This is a genomic window from Novosphingobium clariflavum (genome assembly GCF_026420865.1).
Classification (GTDB): Bacteria; Pseudomonadota; Alphaproteobacteria; order Sphingomonadales; family Sphingomonadaceae; genus Novosphingobium; species Novosphingobium clariflavum.
Genome location: NZ_JAPCWC010000035.1, coordinates 1 through 19,029, shown reverse-complemented (window position 1 = coordinate 19,029; position 19,029 = coordinate 1). Strand labels below are relative to the sequence as shown.

Sequence of the window (19,029 nt, the reverse complement as noted above, 5' to 3'; positions counted from 1 at the left end):
CGTGAGGCCGTTCCTGGACGCCCTCGTCATTGCATGGCGGCGAGAAGATCGTCGACGCGCGCCGTCGCGAAGGCGGTGAAGCTGTCGGCCACGCCATAGGGGATCAGCAGCTCGCGACCGTGGACCATCGAGCCGCAGCTATAAACGACGTTCGGGACAAAGCCGTCGCGCTCGTCGGGACTGGGCTGTAGGATAGGCTCGGGCGTCCGAGCGAGCACGCGTGAGGGATCGTCGCGATCGAGCAGGCAGGCGCCCACCGCGTAGTTGCGCACGGGCCCAACGCCGTGGGTGAATACCAGCCAGCCCTCCTCGATCTCGAGGGGCGAGCCGCAATTACCCATCTGGACCGTCTCCCAAGGGTAGCGCGGCTCGATCAGCTTGGCGCCGCCATTCCAGGTAAAGGGATCGTCGGAGAAGAGCAGCCAGATGCTCTCGCTATCCTGTCGGCCGAGCATGGCGTAGCGGCCGCCGACCCGGCGCGGGAACAGCGCCATGCCTTTGGCCGCCGTCGCGTCGCCAGCGAGCTGGCGCATTTCCCATGAGCGGAAGTCTGTCCCGACCAGCATCTCGGAGCGCGCGGTCATTCCGTCGAACGCGGTGTAGGTGCCGTAATATGTGACCTCGCCATCGGCCTCGACGAAGCGGACCAGCCGAACATCCTCGATGCCCTGGCGCTGGCTGGGGAGTACGGGGAAGAGCACCGTCTCCGAGACGACGTGGCTACCCCCACAATGCAGTTCGAGCCTCGCCGGGCCTGCCCGGACCGCCTCGTTGTCGACGATCGGCGGCTGGGTCGTGCGGCCGACCGGATCAATCTCGAGCCCGCTTCCTGGCGTCCATAGGCCGGTGCGGAAGCTGACCGAGGAGACATGGCCTTCGCCGATGCCTCGGAGCGACATGACGAAGCGCAGACTACCGTCCGGCACGCCGGCTTGGTCGGGGTGAAGCACGGCGCTCGGATTGAAGAGCGCGGCCGCCTCGAACGCATATTCCTCGGTGAACGAGGCGGCGAGGAGATGCTGCCGGGATTCGTCGAGCGGTGAAACGCCGTTGAGCATCGGGAGCAGCTCGGCGAAGCGACGCCGAAACGTCGCTTTCACATCGCGATGGCGGCCGTCCATGGACGCGAGGACGCTGCGCAGCGTCGCGGCGACCTGGGCGTCGTCGTAGCCGATGATGCGTTCGGCGATCACGCGCAGGCGCGAGCGGCCCTCCCCGTCATGCCCGGCGGGATAGCCGGGTGCGAACGGGCGAACCACCGTTCGCGACGGGTCGGGCTTCAGCATCGCATCATGATGGTGGAGGAGCACCAGGTCCCCAGAGGGGCGCCAGCCCATGAGAAGCCAGCCGAGATCCGTGAGCCGCATCGATCGCTCCTTGGGAAAAGGCTCAGGCGCGATCGGCAGGCGCGAAGCGCATCGCGACGCCGTTCATGCAGTAGCGCAGGCCCGTGGGCTTCGGGCCGTCGTTGAACACATGGCCGAGATGCCCGTCACAGCGCGCGCAGCGCACTTCGGTGCGCTCCATGAACAGGCTGGTGTCGCTCTTCGTGACGATCGCATCGGGGAGATGCGTCCAGAAGCTCGGCCAACCGGTGCCGCTGTCGAACTTGGTCCGAGCGGCGAACAGCGGCAGCGCGCAGCCAGCGCAAAGGAAGGTGCCGGTGCGATGCTCTGCGTTGAGCGGACTGGAGAATGGGCGCTCGGTCGCAGCCTGCCGGAGCACGGCATAGGCTTGCGGCGACAGGCGCCGGCGCCACTCCGCGTCGGTGAGGCGTAAGGGGCGCGGCGCTGCCGCGAACGCCGGCAAGGCCGCGCCTGCCATGGCGGCGCCGGCGAGCGCGAGGGCGCTGGTGGTGAGAAAGGCTCGGCGATCGGATGTCTGGGTCATGCCCCTCCTACGCTCGATCGCGAATGGCGGTTACGCGTAACCTGTCGGCCCCACGCTGCGTATGTCCGGGTAGCAAAAGGAGTTTTCCGGCTATGCGTTCAGTTTCCTATCTCGGCTTCGGCGGTGTCGTGGCGGTTGCAATGATCGCGGCATCCTCGGCCGTCGGTGCGTCCGCCGAGACGTTCGTCAATGCGCCTCAGCCGCGGGTCACGACGCCGGCCGCAGGCAAGACCGAGACCGCGATCTTCGCGGGCGGCTGCTTCTGGGGCGTCGAGGGCGTCTTCGACCATGTGAAGGGCGTTGTGTCTGCGACGTCCGGCTATGCCGGCGGCACCACCGGTTCGCCCAGCTACGAGCAGGTGTCGACCGGCACGACCGGGCACGCAGAGGCGGTTCGGGTCGTGTTCGACCCTGCCAAAGTCAGCTATGCCGAGCTGCTGCGCATCTATTTTTCGGTGGTCGCCGATCCGACGATGCTGAATGCGCAGGGGCCTGACCACGGCACGCAGTACCGGACCGCGCTGTTTCCGCAGTCGGCTGGCCAGGAGCGGGTCGCGCGGGCCTATCTCCAGCAGCTCACGGCGGCGCACACCTTCGCCCGCCCGATCGTCACCCGGATCGAACATACGAGCCGCTTCTATCCGGCTGAGGGCTATCACCAGAACTTCATGGCGAAGAACCCGACTTATCCGTATATCGTCATCAACGACGCGCCGAAGGTGGACGCGCTGCGCCGTATGATGCCGAACCTCTATCGCTCGTGAGCTCGTGAGCGGTGTGCTGCCCGATGATACGGAAAAATCGGTAGATTTGTAACCGATCGCGAGCGACCGCCGTAAGACCGGAATGAGGATGGCCACGAGCGAAGCTGAGCTCAAAGCGCTGATGATCGGCAGCCTGAACGGCGATGCGCTGGCGCATGGCCTGTTGCTGCGCGCGCTCGTGCCCCTTCTCCAAACATTCTACCGTCGCCGCATGGCTGATGCCGACGTCGACGATCTCGTACAGGACACCTTGATCGCCGTGCATACCCGCCGCGAGACATTCGACAGGGAGCGCCCCTTCACTGCGTGGCTCTATGCGATCGCGCGCTATCGGGCGATCGACCACTACCGGCGCCGTCGGCAGACGGTGGCGATCGAGGACGTAGAGTCCATTCTGGTGGCTGAAGGCTTTGAAGATGCCACCAACGCCCGCATGGACGTCGACAATCTCCTCCAGACGCTCTCCCCCAAGCAGGCCCGCGCGATCCGCGACACGCATGTCGACGGCAAGAGCGTTGCGGAGGCCGCTGCCGGCGCCGGAATCGGAGAGTCGGACGTGAAGGTCTCGGTGCACCGCGGCCTGAAGGCGCTCAGCGCCCGGATCAAAGGCTCATCACGATGAACACCGAACAGCTCATCCAGTCGCTCAGCCGGGACGTACGCCGCGTACCGCGTCACGCCGTTGTGAAGCGGATCGGCTTGGGCATCGCAGTCGGTTGCTTCGCTGCCATGCTGCTGGTCACGGTGACGCTCGGCATCCGTCCGGACCTGCGCATCGCGATGCACGGCTTCTCCTTTTGGATGAAATGGAACTACACGATGTCGCTCGGACTGGGCGCGATCTACGGGATCACGCGGCTAGCGCGGCCCGCGCCCGGATCGCTCAGTGGTCTGTGGTTTCTCGCGGCACCGGTGTTGGTCCTGGCAGGTATCGGGGTTGGCGAGCTCGCCCGCACGCCCTCATCGCACTGGCTGGCGATGTGGCTCGGCCGGAGCTGGATGGTGTGCCCATGGTTTGTACTGGCGCTGGCGGCGCCAATCTTCGCCGGACTGCTCTGGTCGTTCCGGAAGCTTGCGCCAACGCACCTGCGGGCCGCTGGCGCGGTTGCCGGTCTCGGCGCGGGCGCCTGGGCCGCGACGATCTACTGCCTGCATTGCCCGGAGGTGTCGGCAATCTTCGTGCTCACCTGGTACAGTCTGGGGATCTTACTGGCAGCAGGGATTGGGGCGCTACTGGGCCCACGGCTGCTACGCTGGTAGCCGCAGCTCACGGTCGCCGGTGCCGATTGCGTGGGCGACCTTGCCGATCGACAGCCCGGCGACGCCGCGAGGCAAGCCGGGCTGTCGCGAGTAAGGTTTTGCCCGGAGTTTAGCTCTGGAGCTGACGGTCCGTTGAATTCCCAACCTAAGTTGGTCTTCGCTACCTCAGCACCTCGTTGAACTCGATCACGTTGAGATCGGGGTCGCGGATGAAGCATGTGATGCGCCGATCATGCCCGAGCCTGATCGGTCCTTCGCTGATCCAGATTCCCTCCTGCTCAAGCCATCGGACGAGCTCGTCCATGCTGTCGATGACGAACGCTGCGTGCGTGTAACCGGGCCGCTTCACGGCAACGTCGAGCAGGACGTTGCCTTCACCGGCGGGTTCGCCGTTGTAGATGAGATGGATGCGCAGGCCGGTCGGATGCACCAGGCCGAGTGCCGAGACTTCAGGTGCATCCTCGTCAGGATCGGGGACAAAGCCCAGCTTGGCGTAGAAACGCTCCGCGACCTCAAGATTGGAGACGCGGATGCCGATATGGGGTCGGCTCCGGCTGAGGGCGAAATGACACTCTAAGCCGAAAGAGCATGGTTGGAGAAAGTGCGAAGCCGTTTCACGCGATGCATGCCTGATTGCAGCAGCGGTTATGAACTATCGGTCTTCCTGTCGCCGCCCCATCGCTGAAGCCGCTGAAGTGAACCAAGCAGCTCGTCAGTTGCTCGATCCCCGCTTTCGTTTATGCCCAAGAGCTTTGCTGCCGCTTCGCGTGCAAAAACGTCATCTGGATCATCGTGGAGCATGGTTTTGAGGAAACCCAACGCACGTCGATCGCGGCGACGACCAAGACCAATGATTGCCTCATAGCGAACGTCAGGATCAGCGTCGCAGAGTTGATTCTTTAGCGCGTGTCGGATGGCATCTGAGTCAGCGTCGCTTTGCTGACCAATCCCGAAAGTTGCCCAATTTCGCACCTCGGGATCGCGATCTGTCATCAACGATAGCAGAGTGGTCTGCGCTTCGACGCTATCAACAGCTCCTAATGCAAACGCGACTGCATACCGGATGTTGTCCCAGCTGTGGTGCGCAAAGGGGATGATGTACGGGGCAGCACGTGACCGATCTATATGATGAAGTGCAAAGATGGCATCAAACACCACCTGCTGGTCATCATCCGCGAGCAGGCGGAGGACGGCCGCAAAGCACTGATCAGGAAATGTACGATCTGGAATGCCGATCTGCCCGAGAATGTCGGCAGCCCGTCCGCGTTCTTTAGGATCACGTGAGCAGGCCAGGGCAAGTGCCCGGTCCAGCACATCCTTCGATCCGCGCCAATGTAGTGCAGCCACAGCGTCCCATGCTGCATCATTGTCACCTTCAAATGCAGCATTGAATAGCTCGGGTATGGAGCGATTATCGTCTGCCGGGCTGGTCATGCTATTACCTCGATCTCGGGAGACCTGTCCGCCTTCGACCGCCCAACGATCGCGGTGACGGTGTTCTTGCTGAGGCCGAGGTCGCGCGCGATCCAGCGATAGCTGCGCCCCTCGGCGACGAGCGCCAGCACCCTGGGGGCGAGCCGGTCGGACTTGGGGCGGTCGCCGGTCTGCCGCCCGAGCTTGCGGCCGCGCGCGCGAGCTGCGGCGAGGCCGGAGCGAACCCGTTCGCTCAGCATGTCGCGCTCGAACTGCGCGATGCCGGCAAGCATCGTCGCCATCATCCGCCCGTGCGGGGTGTCGACCTCGAACGTCATGCCGCTCATGGCGACGACCGACACCCGCCAACCCGACAGCCGGTTGAGCGTATCGAGCAGGTCCTGCGTCGAGCGCCCCCAGCGGCTGAGTTCGGTGACGAGGATCGCATCGATGTGCCGCGCCTGCGCCAGCTTCATCACCTCAGTGCGCGCCGAGCGGTTGGCCTTCATGCCCGAGGCAGTTTCGCGAAACACCTCGACCACCTCATAACCGCCGCGTTCGGCGAAACCGGCAAGGTCGCGCAACTGCCGCTCGCACGACTGGTCGGCGGTCGAGACCCGGGCGTAGATGGCAGCGCGTTGTCCCAATTGAACCTTCCCGAAATCCGGCCCCGAAAACCCTTGATTTGCGTGGAGTCAGTGTTGTCCAAAACAGACTTCTGTTCAATCGGGACACTGTGCCATGCCGCGCCGCCATATCCTGAGCGCCCGGCAGCGGTCGGTGCTGCTCGACCTGCCGACCGACGAGGCATCGCTGCTGCGGCACTACATCCTGGCCGACGACGACCTGGTCCATATCGACCGGCGACGCCGGCCGGAGAACAGGATCGGCTTCGCGCTGCAACTGTGTGCGCTGCGTTATCCCGGCCGGATGTTGGTACCGGGTGAGGTCATCCCGCTGGCGGTGTCGGCCTTCCTCGGCGCCCAGCTCGGCATCACCGGCGACACGCTCGCCCGCTATGCCGTCCGCCGACAGACCCGCCAGCAGCACATGGAGGTGTTGCGACGGACCTACGGCTACAGATCGTTCCCCGGTCAGGGCGCACCGGCACGCGCGTTTCGCGACTGGCTGCTTGGCCAAGCCGAACAGGCGCGCTCGAATGACGATCTCGCCCGGCGCTTCATCGCCCGCTGCCGCGACACCATCACCATCCTGCCGGCGATCACCACCATCGAGCGACTGTGCGCCGACGCGCTGGTCGCGACCGAGCGCAATATCGAGAAGCGGATTGCCGCGCGCCTCGATCGCGTCGCCTGCACCCGGCTCGATCGGTTGACGACCGAGATGCTGCCAGGCGCGATCAGCCGCTTCATCTGGCTGCGCCGGATCGAGCCGGGCAACAATTCCGCCGCGGCGAACCGGCTGCTCGACCGGTTGGAGTTTCTCCGCGCGATGAACCTCGGCGCTGACCTGCTCGCTGGCGTCCCGCCGCACCGCGTCGCCCGGCTGCGCCGGCAGGGCGAACGCTATTTCGCCGATGGCCTGCGCGATCTGAACGCCGACCGGCGCCGCGCCATCCTCGCGGTCTGCGTCGTCGAATGGGCTGCCGCGACCGCCGATGCGGTGATCGAGACGCATGACCGCATCGTCGGCCGAACCTGGCGCGAGGCGAAGCAACTCCACGATGCCCGCACCGCGGAAACCAGAAGCGCGGTCACCGCGACGCTGGACGGGTTCGCCGCGATCGGCCGGTCGTTGCTGGACGCACATGGTTATGGTGCGTCGCTGGAGGATGCGGTCGCGCGCGTGGCGGGCTGGGACCGGCTCGACTACCTTGTCGCGACAGCCACGACGCTGACCGACACGCTGAGCGACGATCCGCTGGCGCATGTCGATCAGGGATATCACCGCTTCCGCCGCTATGCGCCGCGCATGCTACGCTGCCTTGACCTCGCAGCCGCACCGGTCGCCCGCCCCCTGCTCGACGCGGTGAAGGCCATCGCCGCCAAAGGCGAACTGCCGGTGACCGACGATTTCCTGCGCCCGCATTCCAAGTGGCGGCGTCAGTTGCGGGTGAAGGGCAGTGACGATGCGCGTCTCCGCGAGGTCGCGGTGATGTTCCACCTGCGCGACGCGCTGCGCTCAGGCGACATCTGGCTCGACCGCTCGCATCGCTACGGCGACCTGCGCCATGTCCTCGTGCCCATGGCGGTCGCACGCAGCATGAAGCTGGCGGTCCCGCCCGACCCGCATGTCTGGCTGGCCGACCGCAAGGCGCGGCTTGCCGATGCCCTCGCCCGCCTCGGTCGCGCCGCGCGCAACGGCACAATCCCCCACGGCGGCATCGAGGACGGGATGCTGCGCATCGACCGTCTTACCGCCGATCCGCCGGACGGGATCGATGAACTGGTGCTCGATCTGTACCGTCGCCTGCCGCCTGTCCGCATCACCGACCTGCTGCTCGAAGTCGATGCCGCGCTCGGCTTCACCGATGCCTTCACCCATCTGCGCACCGGCATACCGTGCAGCGACCGGATCGGCCTGCTCAACGTTTTGCTCGCAGAGGGGCTGAACCTCGGCCTGCGCAAGATGGCCGAGGCGTGCAACACCCATGATTACTGGCAGCTCTCCCGCCTCGCGCGCTGGCATGTCGAGAGCGAGGCGATCGACCAGGCGCTGGCGACCGTGGTCGCCGCGCAGGGCGACCTGCCGATGGCGCGGGTGTGGGGTATGGGCACCACCGCGTCGGCCGACGGCCAGTTCTACCCCGCTGCGCGGCAGGGCGAGGCGATGAACACGGTCAATGCCCGCTACGGCAACGACCCCGGCATCAAGGCCTATACCCATGTCAACGACCGCTTCGCGCCGTTCGCATCACAGCCTATCCCCGCGACCGTCAGCGAGGCACCCTATCTGCTCGACGGGCTGACGATGAACGAGGCCGGGCGGCGGATCGAGGAGCAGTACGCCGACACCGGCGGGTTCACCGACCATCTGTTCGGGATCAGCGCGATGCTCGGCTATCGCCTCGTACTTCGCATCCGCGACCTGCCGTCCAAGCGGCTGTACGTCTTCGACCCTGCCGCCACGCCGACTGAACTGCGCCCGCTGGTGGGCGGCAAGGCGCGCGAGGCGCTGGTCGTCGCCAACTGGCCCGACCTGTTCCGCTGTGCCGCCACCATGAGTGCCGGGCAGGTCGCGCCGAGCCGCATCCTGCGCAAGCTCGCCGCCTATCCGCGCCAGAATGACCTGGCCACAGCCCTGCGCGAGGTGGGTCGGATCGAGCGCACGCTGTTCATCATCGAATGGATTCTCGACACCGGGATGCAGCGCCGCGCGCAGGTCGGACTCAACAAGGGCGAGGCGCATCATGCGCTGAAAAACGCCCTGCGCATCGGCCGCCAGGGCGAAATCCGTGACCGCACCACCGAGGGCCAGCACTACCGGATCGCCGGCCTCAACCTGCTCACCGCCATCATCGTCTACTGGAACACCCTGCATCTTGGTCATGCTGTCGAGGCACGGCGACGCGAAGGGCTGGAGACGCCGGACCATCTTCTCGCCCACGTCTCTCCGCTCGGATGGGCGCACATCCTCCTCACCGGCGAATACCTCTGGCCGAAAGACGCCGACGCTTAGGGTGTCATTTCGCCCTCAGCCGGAACCGACCCCGATATGGTCGAGTCGTAGGTTGTCGAAGTTCATGGGACCGGTCCTGATGCTGTCGGGGGTCGAGGCTCAGAGGGTCGCCTCGAGCCCCGCCGCGGTTCGACGGAACGGGACGAAGCCGGGCAGGGTCTCAATCCGGCGCAGCCAACTGCCCACGGCGGTATAGACTGACGTGTTTACGTTCCCCTCGGGCGCGCGCTCGATATAGCTGTAGAGCGCGACATCGGCGATCGTTGGCTCGTCCGTGCCGGCGATCCAGCGGTTCCACTCCAAGACCTGGTCGATGACGCCGAGTGCATCATGGGCACGGCCGATCACCTCCAGAGGATCGAAGGGAGCATTGAACACGGTGATGAGGCGAGCGGCGCAGGCGCCATAAGCGATCTTTCCGGCCGCGACCGATAGCCAGCGTTGAACCTTGGCCTCCTCGATCGGATCGGTCGGAAGCCAGTGGGAAGGACCGATTTTCCTCGCGATGTAGACGAGAATAGCGTTTGAATCCGGAATGATGACCCCATCATCATCGAGGATGGGGATCTCGCCAAAGGCGTTGAGCGCGAGGAACTCGGGCGTCTTGTGCTGCTGCGCGGCCAGATCGACCTCGACCAGCTCGTGGTTGACCCCGGCCAACGACAGAAACAGGTGAGCGCGGTGCGCGTGCCCCGACAGCGGGTGGTAATAGAGCTTCATTCAAAGTCTCCTGGGGGAGCGTGTCTCAGCGCCCGCGGAGCGTGCGCGCGAGAAAGGCACGTATCGAGGCGCGGGTCTTATCCGGCTGCATCTTGCTCTCGGCCTCAGATTGCCGCAAACCACTGGTAATCGGCCGAATCCTCCCAGTAGCCGCCCTTGCCCGCGCCGATCCTGGCGAGGCTGTCGACCGCCTCGACGCGCATGACGTATTTGGCCTGCTTGTAGCCGAGCTGGCGCTCGACCCTGAGGCGCAGCGGCGCGCCGTGGCCGACGCTCAGAAGCTGGTCGTTCATGCCCCAGGCGAGAATCGTCTGGGGGTGGTAGGCGTCGATCAGGTCGATGCTCTCGTAATAGGGGGCGCCGTCGAAATCATCGGCACAGTGGAACACGACATAGCGGGCGGACGGCAGCACGCCGGCTGCGTCGAGCGCCAGCTTGAGCGGCAGACCGGTCCATTTGCCGATCGCGCTCCAACCCTCGACACAATCGTGGCGGGTGATCTGCGTGCGGGCGGGCATCGCCCTGATTTGCGCCAGCGAGAGTTTCTGTGGACGCCGGACCAGGCCGTCGAGCTCCAGACGCCAATCCGCAAACCTAGCGGCGGCGTGAGCCTGATAGGCGTCGCTCGCCGGCATGGTGTTGCCGTTGGTGCGGAACACCGGCGACATATCAGAGGCGGCGAACTCGCGAGCTAGCGCGGTGCGGTCGGTGACGAGCCGCTGCGCGCGCATGGTCAGGCCTTCCCCGAGGCCGAGCACGTCCTGCACCTTGGGCGAGGCCGCGATCCGGTCGCAGCCGGAGAGCAGAAGACCGCCCGCGCCGGCGCCGAGCGAGCCGATGAGGCGACGTCGTGTCAGCAGCGTCATTGGTCGCGCTCCTTAGGTAGGCGATACCAGCCGGTGATGATCGAACGCAGCTCGTTGATAGGGCCGGCGAGGAGCACCATCAGCAGGTGGACGACGATGAAGCCGGCGAGCAGCGCCGCGCAGATGAAGTGGATCGAGCGCGCCGACTGACGGCCGCCGAACAGGTCCAGCAGCCACGGCCAAGCCGCGTCGATCCCGGGTGACATGGTGAGCCCGGTCAGCACCATGATGGGCAGCAGGCCGAAGATCACGCCGACATAGCTCAGCTTCTGGAGCACGTTGTAGCGCCGCGCCGCCTCGCCCGTGTGGAAGCGCAGACGCGCATGGTCCTTGACGTCCTGCCACAGGCTGCGTGGCCTGAGTTCCTCCGCGGTCGGCGCGAGATCGCGCTGGACGTGCCGTGAGATGAAGCCCCAGAGCCAGAACAGCAGGCCCGGCACCACGAGGAGCCAGGCGAAGAAGAAGTGCCACTGGCGCGCCGCGGCAAGGTTGTAGCCCGACGGGATCGTCACGAGCGGCGGAAAGGCACGCTCCTCGCCGCCGGCAAGCCCCAGCACGCCGGTGGTGGGAATGGTGACGGGGCCGACGCGCAGGTAGCCGCGCTCGCCGTCGCTGCCGATCTCCAGCCACGGCGTTTCATGGTTCGCGCCGTACTGGCCCCAGTAGAGGTGGGGATGCGCGTTGAAGATCATCATCCCGCTCATCAGCAGCACGATCACAGCGAGCGCATTAAGCCAGTGCCAGGCGCGGACGGGGCGGCGCTGGCGATAGATGAGGTCACCACCTACGCGGAGGCGGTCAATCGGTTGGGTAGCCATCGGGTCGCTCCGAAGGGGAGGGGCGTCGGCATAGGCACGACGCCCCCGAACGCCGATCAGTGGCCGGCGCTCATCATCGCATCGCCGTGCTTCATCTTGTCGGCATGCGCCTTCTTCGCCTTGCCGCGCTTCATCGCGCCATCGTTCTTCATCGCGCCGGTCGACGTCTTGCCCGAGGCCATATGGTCCTGAGCGGCCATCTGGTCGTGTGACGCCATCTTGTCGTGGGAGGCCATCTTGTCATGCGAGGCCATCGCGTCTTGGGCGAAGGCCGGCGCCGCGGCGCCAATCGCGAGGGCGGACAGGGCGATCATCATTGTCTTGCGCATGGGATAATCCTTGAATGGGTGAGCGTCGGGACGACCGAACCGCGGCGACGCTTCCGGCGGTTCGGTAGACGCGACCTGGCACCCGTTCGGGGGTTGGGGGCTGCAGCGGGCGGCAGGCCGCGTCTTATTGCCCATCCGCAGCTCCCGCCCGGTCGGTTACATCGGGTCAGGATTTTGTAACGGCGCCACTGCTGTAACCGCCGCGCCGAGCCCTCCGTAGGTCCTTGGGCTGGCATCGGCCCGGCGGGCGCTCATCGTCCAACTCGGCCGCGCACGCATCGTTGAACGAACACGAGGATCGCGACATGCACGACATGGGTAAGCTCAAGAACCTGAAAAAGCTCGACGCGGGCGCTCCCGACGCGATGAAGGCGTTCTGGGAGTTTGATAAGGCCGTGTTCAAGGAGGGCGAGATCTCCGCCCTCAACAAGCAGCTCATGGCGGTGGCAGTCGCGCTCACGACGCAGTGCGCCTACTGTATCGAGATCCACACCAAGCAAGCGCGCGAAGCCGGCGCCACCGACGCACAACTTGCGGAAGCGACGACCGTTGCCGCGGCGATCCGAGCTGGCGGGGCGATGACCCACGGAACGCACCTCTTCTGAGCCGATCCGGCGGCATCGACACGAAATGGGCCGGCCCGCTTTGACGGACCGGCCCATGGTCGCACCAGCGACACGAGAACCCTAACCGGCGGGGCGGGCGACGGGCCGCGAGTTCATCCCGCTTGCAACCGTATCGCCACGCTTGGCCCTGAGACGCGCATCCACCGAAAGGGGGCCGGCTCCGCCGATGCACAGTGCGATCAAGCCGGCGATGTAGAGCAGATCGGTCTCGTAGCCCGGCTGACCGAAATGCGCACCGCTCGCGTCATAGGACATCAGCTTGATCGAGCTGAAGCCGTTCGGCAGGTGGACGGTGAAGATCGCGACCAGCAGCACCACTATCATCGGCACCGTGATGAGCGGCACCAGTGCGCCGACGATGATCATCAGACCATCGTCGGTAACGACCGGCAGCAGCTTAACGCAGCGATCGCAAGAGCCCGGCGCTCGGGCGGTCCGCAAATCACGCTGGCGGGCGGTAGGATCTCGATCGGGGCGGCAGGCAGCACCAAGCCGTCGACGGTATGGCTCGTTCGGTACGACCCCCGCGTCAACAACGTGCCGATCCGCGCCGGCGAGAATGGCGGACGCACGCTGCCCCATCGCAACATCGTTCGCCAGCTTCAGGCGGTCGGCACCTGGTCGGGCAAGGTCGCCAGCTTCCCCGTGCCGGCCAGCCCCAGCCCGGTCTACCGCACGGCCGTTCTCGTCCAGGCCGGCAAAGGCGGTCCGATCGTGGCGGCCGCGAGGCTGTGAGTTCCCTCGGCGTTATGTAGGCGGGTCGGACCATGTGGATGCAGTCGCGTCAAACGGGCTGCATTCGGGACGAAGTCGAACGCCGTGACCTAAGGAGCCTCACATATGGAACTCTGGTATGCGCCAACCTCGCCCTTCGCGCGAAAGGTGCGCGTAGCGGCGCACGAGCTCGGCCTTTCGGGCGAACTGACGCTGGTGCAGGTCAACCCATGGACCGAGGAACGTTTGCGGACGATCAATCCGCTCTCCAAGGTGCCGACGCTCGTGCTCGAGGACGGGACCGTGCTCTTCGAGTCCACTGTCATCTGCGAATACCTGGACACTCTAGGCGGGCGACACCTCTACCCCGCCGACGGGCCTGAACGATGGCGAACGCTCCTGCTTCAAGGGATGGCTGACGGAGCGATGACCGCGATGGGACGGCTCTTCGCCGAAGAGCGCAACTCGCCGGATCGGCCCCCAACCGCGATGCAGGAACGTTTTCACGCCGCACGCGAGGCTACCCTGGACCGGCTGGAAAGTGAGCGGCTGCGGGCCGATCCGCTGATCGGAGAGATCGGGGTCGCAGTCTTCCTCGGCTACCTCGACTTTCGCTGGCCCGATCGCGATTGGCGAAGCGGAAGACCCACGCTCACGCGATGGTTCGAACGCTTCGAGGAACGCCCATCGATGACGAGCACGAAACATAGCCTTCTTCAGGGTTCTATGTAGATCGTTCACACCACCTGGCTGGGTCTGATGGTGAGACTTAGCTAGATGACGTACGATTCTGAGGTGTGCCACGTGGCACACCTTTGCGTCTCATTCTGGCGGGATCGTCAGCGCCTCTTGGCACCGCAGCCGTCTTGAGCAATCAACGCTCATCAAGGCGGAGCAAGTGAGACGTGACAAGCATTCGGATTCTACACCGCGATCCCGCCGGCAAGGTGTTCGATGGCGGCGTCGAATTTGGCCTCGAACAGTTCGCCGGCCAGGTGCCGATGGTCGGCGACACGATCCTCGATCCCGGCGTGCTGCAGGGGCAGGACCGGCACATGCCGCAAAACCGGTCGATCTGGACCGTGGTTGGCCGGGTGTTCAATCCTCGCGATCGGGAAGACACGGTGGCGTTGATCGTCGAGTCTCGCGACGGCAACCTCGCCGACGAAGCCTTCGCCTGAATAGGAAGGCGAGGGGGAGGCCGTAGGAGCTCCCCGTTGGCTTATCCTCGGTTGATACGCCAGGAGTGTAGCCTGAGCGGTTCCTATATGGGGATGTCCTATACTTTGTAGGCCCCCAGCGGCTCCCGCCTCCTGGGCGCGTCGGCCCGGGGAGTGGGCGGCCTCAGCGCCCGGGGAGGGCGCCCCCAGCGCCGCCCCCTCAAACTTGAAGGATGCTTGCGCGAAGCTCATATCCGCAGTCAAGAAAGGATTAGACCTATGGCTGCGAAGAAGCAAACAGACAGCAGCGCCGATCTTCGGACGAATGAGAAGAAGTGGACCAAGCCGCTGATGGATGCGGGTTGGACGGCGTTGCCGAGCGTCATTATCGAAAACCAGCGCCAGCTCGGCCTCGAACCGCTCGACCTCAACATCGTCGTGTATCTGGCGAGCAAGTGGTGGACGGCGGAGGGCAAGCCCTTCCCGTCGAAGTCCACGATGGCGAAGGCGATGAACGTGCACCCGCGCACGATCCAGAAGCATATCGCTGGGCTGGAAGGGGCGGGCTATATCCGCCGCGAGGAGCGGCGGACAGAGACGGGTAGCCGGACCAACATCTATCACCTCGATGGCCTGATCGAGGCGGCGGCGCCGTTCGCGGCGGAGAAGCTGGCGGAGATGAAGGACAAGTCGGAACTGGCGAAGCGTCGCGAGAACCGGCGCGGTGCCCCCAAGCTGCGCTTGGTGGAGAAGGATGACGACGCGTGAACGCGCATGTCCAGGAAGCGCCGCCGAGGGTGCCGCCTAAGGTCACGGCTGCGCCGAGCATTCGTCAGCTCTATTGGTGCGACTTCCCCCAGGACGCGCAGCTTCCCGAGTTCTGGAAGCGGCGTCCTGTCGTGATCCTGTCGTTCAAGAACACGCTGCACGGCGCGGTGACGGTGATCCCATGCTCGACGCAGGCGCAGCCGGGCAACAAATGGGCATTCCCGCTGCAGACGACGATCGACGGGCGCGCCGCGTTCGCGATCTGCGACAAGCCTACAACGGTTGCGGTTAGCCGCTTGACGCCAGATAAGGGCGGCATCGTGCGGATGCCTGTCGCCGAGTTCGACGACATGCTGCGCCTGGTGCTGGCATGGCTGCCGGTCCCGGCGGCGTTACCCGCACCGGCACCCGCGCCGCCGGCGCCTGCCGGCCCCGCGGCGTAGGGGCCGCCGGGGCGATTCAAATTTTAGTTGAATCCTAAGAGATCGGTTTCTACATGGGGAGCACGCGCGGCCTCCCCCTGGGGAGTGTCCGTTTCCCGCGAGGGAACTAAACGGTCGGGGCCGCCTCAAAAGGGCGGCCCTTGGCTTATCTGGTCATTGCTGACAGATTACGCTGAAAGCTCGCCTTCCTGGCGGGTGACTGCATCTACGTTCCCGTCCATCGGCGCCGCGTAGAACGCGGCCGGGGTGGATAGCATGACGAGGCAACTTACCAGGGGATCGGTGTGGAATCGGTGGGATCCGCATATCCACACACCAGGCACGATCCTGTCGGATCATTACCCTGCTGCTGACGGGTGGGAGCAATTCCTAGACCGCGTCGAGACGTCCGAACCACGGGTTCGAGCACTAGGTATCACCGACTATTTCAGCACAGCTACCTACGAACAGGTGCTGACGCATAAAGCGGCAGGGCGGCTGCGGGACGTCGATCTGATCTTCCCTAATGTCGAACTGCGACTTGGCGTCGGCACCGACAGGGGTTCGCCGGTCAACATCCATCTTCTCGTCTCGCCCGACGACAAGGATCATCTGCCCCGGCTGCACGCTTTCCTGTCGGACCTTAGGTTCGAAGCCAAGGGCGAGCGCTATCGGTGCACCCCGGCAGATATCATGCGACTGGGCCGGGCCCATGACGCGGAAGCGACCAGCGACGAGCGTGCGCTGGAGGTTGGCACCAACCAGTTCAAGGTCGACCTTGCCAACCTTCGGGAGGCGATGAAGGCGAGCGACTGGGCGCGGGCAAATATCCTGATCGCCGTCGCTGCCAGCAGCAAGGACGGCACCGCCGGGCTACAAGGCGATGCGTCGCTCGAACGCCTGCGTCGTGAGATCGAGCGCGCGTCGCACATAATCTTCTCGAGCAGGCCGGCGGATCGCCAGTTCTGGCTCGGCCAAGGGCCGGTGACGCGCGATGTCCTGGTGTCCGAATATGGCGGCATCAAGCCATGCTTGCACGGCAGCGACGCGCACCGGCCCGAAAAGGTCGCAGCACCAGCGCAGGACCGACGGTGTTGGCTTAAGGGGCGGGTGACGTTCGAGACGCTGCGCCAGGCTTGTCTCGAACCCGAAATGCGCGTGTTCGTGGGGACGGCTGCGCCGCCTGCGGCGCAGCCGTCGCAGGTGATGACCCAGGTTGAGGTCAGCGGCGCACCGTTCATGCTCGACGCGAAGGTGCCGCTCAATCCCGGGCTGATCGGGATCATAGGCGCGCGCGGATCGGGCAAGACCGCCCTTGCCGATCTGATCGCGGCAGCGGGCTCGGCCTTGATGGTCAAGGGCAACAAGCTCTCCTTCCTATATCGTGCCCGCGAGCATCTGGCCGGGGCGCGAGTGGATTTGAGCTGGGATGACGGCACAGGCTGCGGTGAATCCATCACCAGCCTCATGGAGATGGAAAGCGAGAGCGACGATCCGCAGGTGCGCTACCTTTCGCAGCAGTTCGTCGACCGTCTGTGTTCGGCTGAGGGCCTTACCGACGAATTGCTGGTCGAGATCCAGCGCGTGATCTTCCTCGCGCATCCGACCGAAGAGCGGCTTGGTGCGACCGACTTTCTGCAGCTCCTCGATCTGCGCGCCGAAAGCGCGCGCACGGCGCGCAGCCAGGCCGAGAGCGAGCTGAGCGACCTGTCGGCCGAGTTTGTAACCGAACGGGAGAAGGAAGCGAGCGTCGGACCGCTGCGCAACAAGCTGACCGCGCTGACCGGCGCAATCACGAAGGCGCAGTCCGATCGAACGAAGCTGGTGGGCAAGAGTGGGGGCGATCAGGCCCGGCTCGACAGCTACAGCGTCGTCGCGGGGGTGTTGCAGCAGCGCCGATCCGAGCATGAACAGCTCGAACGACGCCGCAACGCGCTCGATACGCTAGCGCGCGAGGTAGCGTTGGCGCGGTCACGGACCTTTCCCGACATGCTCCGCCAACTGCGCCAGCGTCATCAGGACACGCAACTTCCCGATGCGCTGTGGCCGCGCTTCGCTCTGCAATTCGCCGGTGATGTCGATGACGCGATCGTAGGCGAGCGCGCTGCCGTGGTGGCAGCGTTGGCGACGCTCGCTGGCGTGCCAATCGAGCCGCCTGTTGGGGAAACGCCTCCCGCGACCTCGTACCTCCCTCAAGGTGCGCAGCTCGCATCGCTGTCGATTGCAGTCTTGGCGGCTGAAGCACGACGGTTGGAAGCGCTGATTGGGGTCGATCGCGAGGCCGCGAAGGCTTTGGCGGCGCTGAACAGCAAGATCGCAGCCGATGAGGCGCAAGCCGCGAATCTACGCCGCCAGATTGAGGCGGCCGAACAAGCACCGGCGCGGCTCGTCGCGATCCGCAGCGAACGGCGCGACGCTTACACCCGTGTGTTCGATGCACTGGTCGCGGAACAAGCGGAACTTACGAGCCTTTACGCGCCGCTCGCGAGCCGGATCGAAGCGGAAAGCGGCTCGGCCCGAATGCTGTCGTTTGATGTTCGCCGACGCGTCGATGTCAGCGCGTGGGCGAGGAAAGGCGAAGCGCTGCTCGATCTGCGCTATGGCTCCACGCTGAAGAAGGGCTCACTAGCTGACATCGCCAAGGCATCGCTCGCGCCGGCATGGGCTTCGGGCAGCGCGGAACAGGCATCGGCTGCTCTTCAGCAATTCCGGGAAACCTACGACGCCGCGATCGTCGAGTGCTGCCCCTATGATAAAAATGATCCCGCGCAAGCGGCGAAGCTGCGGCAATGGGCCGGCAATATCTCCGCCTGGCTTTACGGCACCAGCCATATCCAGATCGCCTACGGCGTCCAGTATGACGGCACGGATGTCGAGCGGCTGTCACCGGGCACGCGCGGTATCGTTCTCCTGCTGCTTTATCTGGCGATCGACACTGACGACAATCGTCCTCTCATCATCGATCAGCCGGAAGAAAATCTCGATCCGCGCTCGATCTTCGTCGAACTGGTCGAACGCTTCCGATCGGCCAAGCAACGCCGACAGATCATCATCGTGACCCACAATGCTAACCTCATCGTCAACACCGATGCCGATCAGGTGATCGTGGCGACGTGCGGCCCGCACCGTCCCGGTCAGCTCCCAGAAATCAGCTATCTTTCGGGCGGACTGGAGGACCCCGCTGTTCGCGAGAGCGTGTGCAGCATCCTCGAAGGCGGCGAGGAGGCATTCCGCGAGCGCGCAAAGCGGTTGCGCGTCACGCTTTAATCTCGGCAGGGGGGTGTGCCACGTGGCACACCCGCTTCACAGCCATCGCCCTTGAAGGACCGTGCCGTATTCGATGGCCAGGGCAACGATGCCGGCGATCAGCGCGGCGAGCGCAAACAGCGCAAGCCGCGCCGGGATGCCGGGGCGCGATCTGCCCTCGGTGATGATGATGGCAGCCCCGATCGCGAGCGCCAGGGCCAGCGCCGGCCCCAGCTCGTAGAGGATCAGGCCGGGAAGGCGGTTCGGGAGCAGGTAGGGGAAATTGCGGATCAGGCGGCCGATCAGGACGGCGCCGATTACAAGGGACAGCGCCATGCCCCAGCGGCCGATCAGGACCGCGGCGGGAGAACCGCGCTCAAGCATTGGAGCGGTT

General features: G+C 65.3%; 22 protein-coding genes. 11 read left to right on the top strand and 11 right to left on the bottom strand.

Annotated elements, in window-relative coordinates; translation table 11 throughout:
* Window positions 1–26: 26 nt before the first annotated feature.
* Window positions 27–1,367 (bottom strand): glycoside hydrolase family 130 protein, encoded by a 1,341-nt coding sequence (locus OKA11_RS22155; RefSeq protein WP_125990240.1) that lies wholly within the window; start codon window positions 1,365–1,367, stop codon window positions 27–29.
* Between the two features lie 22 nt (window positions 1,368–1,389).
* On the bottom strand, window positions 1,390–1,890 hold the full coding sequence (gene msrB, locus OKA11_RS22150) for a peptide-methionine (R)-S-oxide reductase MsrB (RefSeq protein ID WP_125990238.1): 501 nt from the start codon (window positions 1,888–1,890) through the stop codon (window positions 1,390–1,392).
* A 92-nt stretch (window positions 1,891–1,982) separates the two neighbouring features.
* Between msrB and msrA the strand changes: the two genes are divergently transcribed.
* The 3 genes from msrA to OKA11_RS22135 all read left to right on the top strand — a co-directional run bounded on the left by msrA (window position 1,983) and on the right by OKA11_RS22135 (window position 3,914).
* Entirely contained in the window at window positions 1,983–2,654 is a 672-nt protein-coding gene (msrA, locus tag OKA11_RS22145) for a peptide-methionine (S)-S-oxide reductase MsrA (protein WP_125990236.1), read from the top strand.
* Between the two features lie 88 nt (window positions 2,655–2,742).
* Window positions 2,743–3,276, top strand: coding sequence for a sigma-70 family RNA polymerase sigma factor (locus OKA11_RS22140; protein ID WP_125990020.1), 534 nt, complete (start codon window positions 2,743–2,745; stop codon window positions 3,274–3,276).
* Entirely contained in the window at window positions 3,273–3,914 is a 642-nt protein-coding gene (locus OKA11_RS22135; protein WP_125990022.1) for a DUF1109 domain-containing protein, read from the top strand. Before OKA11_RS22140 ends, OKA11_RS22135 begins: the two co-directional genes overlap by 4 nt.
* Window positions 3,915–4,074: 160 nt before the next feature.
* Here OKA11_RS22135 and OKA11_RS22130 read toward each other — a convergent pair whose 3' ends face one another.
* The 3 genes from OKA11_RS22130 to OKA11_RS22120 form a co-directional block, all read right to left on the bottom strand.
* Window positions 4,075–4,446 (bottom strand): VOC family protein, encoded by a 372-nt coding sequence (locus tag OKA11_RS22130; RefSeq protein WP_267224401.1) that lies wholly within the window; start codon window positions 4,444–4,446, stop codon window positions 4,075–4,077.
* Window positions 4,447–4,559: 113 nt separating this feature from the next.
* Window positions 4,560–5,348, bottom strand: a complete 789-nt coding sequence (locus OKA11_RS22125) for a HEAT repeat domain-containing protein (protein ID WP_267224365.1) — start codon at window positions 5,346–5,348, stop codon at window positions 4,560–4,562.
* Window positions 5,345–5,974, bottom strand: coding sequence for a recombinase family protein (locus OKA11_RS22120; RefSeq protein ID WP_147037438.1), 630 nt, complete (start codon window positions 5,972–5,974; stop codon window positions 5,345–5,347). Before OKA11_RS22120 ends, OKA11_RS22125 begins: the two co-directional genes overlap by 4 nt.
* A 94-nt stretch (window positions 5,975–6,068) precedes the next feature.
* Here OKA11_RS22120 and OKA11_RS22115 point away from each other — a divergent pair, with 94 nt between their 5' ends.
* The gene (locus OKA11_RS22115; protein ID WP_267224363.1) at window positions 6,069–8,966 is read left to right on the top strand and encodes a Tn3 family transposase; all 2,898 of its coding nucleotides are present in this window, start codon (window positions 6,069–6,071) and stop codon (window positions 8,964–8,966) included.
* Window positions 8,967–9,065: 99 nt separating this feature from the next.
* On the opposite strand, the gene OKA11_RS22110 is transcribed toward OKA11_RS22115, so the two are convergent.
* The 4 genes from OKA11_RS22110 to OKA11_RS22095 all read right to left on the bottom strand — a co-directional run bounded on the left by OKA11_RS22110 (window position 9,066) and on the right by OKA11_RS22095 (window position 11,699).
* Entirely contained in the window at window positions 9,066–9,686 is a 621-nt protein-coding gene (locus tag OKA11_RS22110) for a glutathione S-transferase family protein (protein WP_267224361.1), read from the bottom strand.
* A gap of 104 nt (window positions 9,687–9,790) precedes the next feature.
* Entirely contained in the window at window positions 9,791–10,552 is a 762-nt protein-coding gene (locus tag OKA11_RS22105; RefSeq protein WP_125990028.1) for a molybdopterin-binding protein, read from the bottom strand.
* Window positions 10,549–11,370, bottom strand: a complete 822-nt coding sequence (locus tag OKA11_RS22100; protein WP_125990030.1) for a cytochrome b/b6 domain-containing protein — start codon at window positions 11,368–11,370, stop codon at window positions 10,549–10,551. The genes OKA11_RS22105 and OKA11_RS22100 overlap by 4 nt, the downstream gene beginning before the upstream one ends.
* Before the next feature lie 56 nt (window positions 11,371–11,426).
* Window positions 11,427–11,699 carry a hypothetical protein gene (locus OKA11_RS22095; protein WP_267224357.1) on the bottom strand — a complete coding sequence of 91 codons (273 nt, stop codon included), beginning with the start codon at window positions 11,697–11,699 and terminating at the stop codon, window positions 11,427–11,429.
* 305 nt (window positions 11,700–12,004) lie between these two features.
* On the opposite strand from OKA11_RS22095, the gene OKA11_RS22090 reads away from it, so the two are divergent.
* Window positions 12,005–12,304: a carboxymuconolactone decarboxylase family protein gene (locus OKA11_RS22090; RefSeq protein ID WP_125990034.1), complete on the top strand. Its 300-nt coding sequence runs from the start codon at window positions 12,005–12,007 to the stop codon at window positions 12,302–12,304.
* 81 nt (window positions 12,305–12,385) lie between these two features.
* On the opposite strand, the gene OKA11_RS22085 is transcribed toward OKA11_RS22090, so the two are convergent.
* Window positions 12,386–12,691 carry a DoxX family protein gene (locus OKA11_RS22085; RefSeq protein ID WP_267224405.1) on the bottom strand — a complete coding sequence of 102 codons (306 nt, stop codon included), beginning with the start codon at window positions 12,689–12,691 and terminating at the stop codon, window positions 12,386–12,388.
* On the opposite strand from OKA11_RS22085, the gene OKA11_RS22080 reads away from it, so the two are divergent.
* From OKA11_RS22080 to OKA11_RS22055, 6 genes are all read left to right on the top strand, one after another.
* Entirely contained in the window at window positions 12,611–13,060 is a 450-nt protein-coding gene (locus tag OKA11_RS22080; protein WP_267224354.1) for a DUF1223 domain-containing protein, read from the top strand. The two genes, OKA11_RS22085 and OKA11_RS22080, sit on opposite strands and share 81 nt — an antisense overlap.
* Window positions 13,061–13,165: 105 nt before the next feature.
* Window positions 13,166–13,771 (top strand): glutathione S-transferase family protein, encoded by a 606-nt coding sequence (locus OKA11_RS22075; RefSeq protein ID WP_125990041.1) that lies wholly within the window; start codon window positions 13,166–13,168, stop codon window positions 13,769–13,771.
* Window positions 13,772–13,944: 173 nt separating this feature from the next.
* On the top strand, window positions 13,945–14,220 hold the full coding sequence (locus OKA11_RS22070) for a hypothetical protein (RefSeq protein ID WP_125990043.1): 276 nt from the start codon (window positions 13,945–13,947) through the stop codon (window positions 14,218–14,220).
* 258 nt (window positions 14,221–14,478) lie between these two features.
* Window positions 14,479–14,967, top strand: a complete 489-nt coding sequence (locus tag OKA11_RS22065) for a helix-turn-helix domain-containing protein (protein WP_125990045.1) — start codon at window positions 14,479–14,481, stop codon at window positions 14,965–14,967.
* Window positions 14,964–15,410 (top strand): type II toxin-antitoxin system PemK/MazF family toxin, encoded by a 447-nt coding sequence (locus tag OKA11_RS22060; protein ID WP_267224348.1) that lies wholly within the window; start codon window positions 14,964–14,966, stop codon window positions 15,408–15,410. The genes OKA11_RS22065 and OKA11_RS22060 overlap by 4 nt, the downstream gene beginning before the upstream one ends.
* Window positions 15,411–15,665: 255 nt before the next feature.
* A complete protein-coding gene (locus OKA11_RS22055) occupies window positions 15,666–18,656 on the top strand; it encodes a TrlF family AAA-like ATPase (protein ID WP_125990047.1) in 2,991 nt (996 codons plus the stop codon).
* Between the two features lie 36 nt (window positions 18,657–18,692).
* Here the strand turns inward: OKA11_RS22055 and OKA11_RS22050 are convergent.
* Window positions 18,693–19,029 (bottom strand): hypothetical protein (locus tag OKA11_RS22050; protein WP_267224342.1); only part of this gene is annotated, 337 nt, incomplete at its 5' end.

Bases quoted from the DNA above. Each gene is read 5' to 3' on its own strand.
- OKA11_RS22155 (WP_125990240.1), bottom strand. From the start codon at position 1,367: ATGCGGCTCACGGATCTCGGCTGGCTTCTCATGGGCTGGCGCCCCTCT.
- msrB (WP_125990238.1), bottom strand. From the start codon at position 1,890: ATGACCCAGACATCCGATCGCCGAGCCTTTCTCACCACCAGCGCCCTC.
- msrA (WP_125990236.1), top strand. From the start codon at position 1,983: ATGCGTTCAGTTTCCTATCTCGGCTTCGGCGGTGTCGTGGCGGTTGCA.
- OKA11_RS22140 (WP_125990020.1), top strand. From the start codon at position 2,743: ATGGCCACGAGCGAAGCTGAGCTCAAAGCGCTGATGATCGGCAGCCTG.
- OKA11_RS22135 (WP_125990022.1), top strand. From the start codon at position 3,273: ATGAACACCGAACAGCTCATCCAGTCGCTCAGCCGGGACGTACGCCGC.
- OKA11_RS22125 (WP_267224365.1), bottom strand. From the start codon at position 5,348: ATGACCAGCCCGGCAGACGATAATCGCTCCATACCCGAGCTATTCAAT.
- OKA11_RS22115 (WP_267224363.1), top strand. From the start codon at position 6,069: ATGCCGCGCCGCCATATCCTGAGCGCCCGGCAGCGGTCGGTGCTGCTC.
- OKA11_RS22110 (WP_267224361.1), bottom strand. From the start codon at position 9,686: ATGAAGCTCTATTACCACCCGCTGTCGGGGCACGCGCACCGCGCTCAC.
- OKA11_RS22105 (WP_125990028.1), bottom strand. From the start codon at position 10,552: ATGACGCTGCTGACACGACGTCGCCTCATCGGCTCGCTCGGCGCCGGC.
- OKA11_RS22100 (WP_125990030.1), bottom strand. From the start codon at position 11,370: ATGGCTACCCAACCGATTGACCGCCTCCGCGTAGGTGGTGACCTCATC.
- OKA11_RS22095 (WP_267224357.1), bottom strand. From the start codon at position 11,699: ATGCGCAAGACAATGATGATCGCCCTGTCCGCCCTCGCGATTGGCGCC.
- OKA11_RS22090 (WP_125990034.1), top strand. From the start codon at position 12,005: ATGCACGACATGGGTAAGCTCAAGAACCTGAAAAAGCTCGACGCGGGC.
- OKA11_RS22085 (WP_267224405.1), bottom strand. From the start codon at position 12,691: ATGATCATCGTCGGCGCACTGGTGCCGCTCATCACGGTGCCGATGATA.
- OKA11_RS22075 (WP_125990041.1), top strand. From the start codon at position 13,166: ATGGAACTCTGGTATGCGCCAACCTCGCCCTTCGCGCGAAAGGTGCGC.
- OKA11_RS22065 (WP_125990045.1), top strand. From the start codon at position 14,479: ATGGCTGCGAAGAAGCAAACAGACAGCAGCGCCGATCTTCGGACGAAT.
- OKA11_RS22055 (WP_125990047.1), top strand. From the start codon at position 15,666: ATGACGAGGCAACTTACCAGGGGATCGGTGTGGAATCGGTGGGATCCG.